The sequence below is a fragment of the Mycobacterium sp. NGS51 genome (assembly GCF_059812525.1).
This window is the reverse complement of the sequence record NZ_JCALCV010000045.1, coordinates 1-1518: the sequence shown is the minus strand read 5'-3', so window position 1 is coordinate 1518 and position 1518 is coordinate 1. Positions and strand designations below refer to the sequence as shown.

At 55.8% G+C, this 1518-nt stretch carries 2 rRNA genes; both read left to right on the top strand.

Features of this window, described 5'->3' with window-relative positions:
• Positions 1-1344 (top strand): 23S ribosomal RNA (locus AC5Y5W_RS24880); the annotation flags it as partial.
• Between the two features lie 56 nt (positions 1345-1400).
• A 5S ribosomal RNA gene (gene rrf, locus AC5Y5W_RS24875) occupies positions 1401-1513 on the top strand.
• Positions 1514-1518 lie beyond the last annotated feature (5 nt).

The window sequence follows — 1518 nt, the reverse complement described above, 5'->3', positions numbered from 1 at the left end:
GCTGCCAAGAAAAGCCTCTAGCGAGCACACACATGGCCCGTACCCCAAACCGACACAGGTGGTCAGGTAGAGAATACCAAGGCGTACGAGATAACTATGGTTAAGGAACTCGGCAAAATGCCCCCGTAACTTCGGGAGAAGGGGGACCCCCATACCGTCAACCGGCTTGCCCGGGGCAGCGGCAGGGGGTGGCACAAACCAGTGAGAAGCGACTGTTTACTAAAAACACAGGTCCGTGCGAAGTCGCAAGACGAGGTATACGGACTGACGCCTGCCCGGTGCTGGAAGGTTAAGAGGACCCGTTAACCCGCAAGGGTGAAGCGGAGAATTTAAGCCCCAGTAAACGGCGGTGGTAACTATAACCATCCTAAGGTAGCGAAATTCCTTGTCGGGTAAGTTCCGACCTGCACGAATGGCGTAACGACTTCTCAACTGTCTCAACCATAGACTCGGCGAAATTGCACTACGAGTAAAGATGCTCGTTACGCGCGGCAGGACGAAAAGACCCCGGGACCTTCACTACAACTTGGTATTGATGTTCGATGCGGTTTGTGTAGGATAGGTGGGAGACTATGAAATACAGACGCCAGTTTGTATGGAGTCATTGTTGAAATACCACTCTGATCGTATTGGACCTCTAACGTCGAACCGTGGATCCGGTTCACGGACAGTGCCTGGCGGGTAGTTTAACTGGGGCGGTTGCCTCCTAAAATGTAACGGAGGCGCCCAAAGGTTCCCTCAACCTGGACGGCAATCAGGTGTCGAGTGCAAGTGCACAAGGGAGCTTGACTGCAAGACTGACACGTCAAGCAGGGACGAAAGTCGGGACTAGTGATCCGGCACCCCCGAGTGGAAGGGGTGTCGCTCAACGGATAAAAGGTACCCCGGGGATAACAGGCTGATCTTCCCCAAGAGTCCATATCGACGGGATGGTTTGGCACCTCGATGTCGGCTCGTCGCATCCTGGGGCTGGAGCAGGTCCCAAGGGTTGGGCTGTTCGCCCATTAAAGCGGCACGCGAGCTGGGTTTAGAACGTCGTGAGACAGTTCGGTCTCTATCCGCCGCGCGCGTCAGAAGCTTGAGGAAACCTGTCCCTAGTACGAGAGGACCGGGACGGACGAACCTCTGGTCCACCAGTTGTCCCACCAGGGGCACCGCTGGATAGCCACGTTCGGACAGGATAACCGCTGAAAGCATCTAAGCGGGAAACCTTCTCCAAGACCAGGCTTCTCACCCATTTAAGTGGGATAAGGCCCCCCGCAGACCACGGGATCAATAGACCAGACCTAGACACCCCGCAAGGGGCGCAGGGAACTGGCACTAACCGGCCGAAAACTTACACACAACGCAACCACACCACACCACCCACACCCCACCACCAAACTATATTTAAATAGAGTTACGGCGGAAATAGCGACAGGGAAACGCCCGGACCCATCCCGAACCCGGAAGCTAAGCCTGCCAGCGCCGATGATACTACCCACCCGGGTGGAAAAGTAGGACACCGCCGAACACACA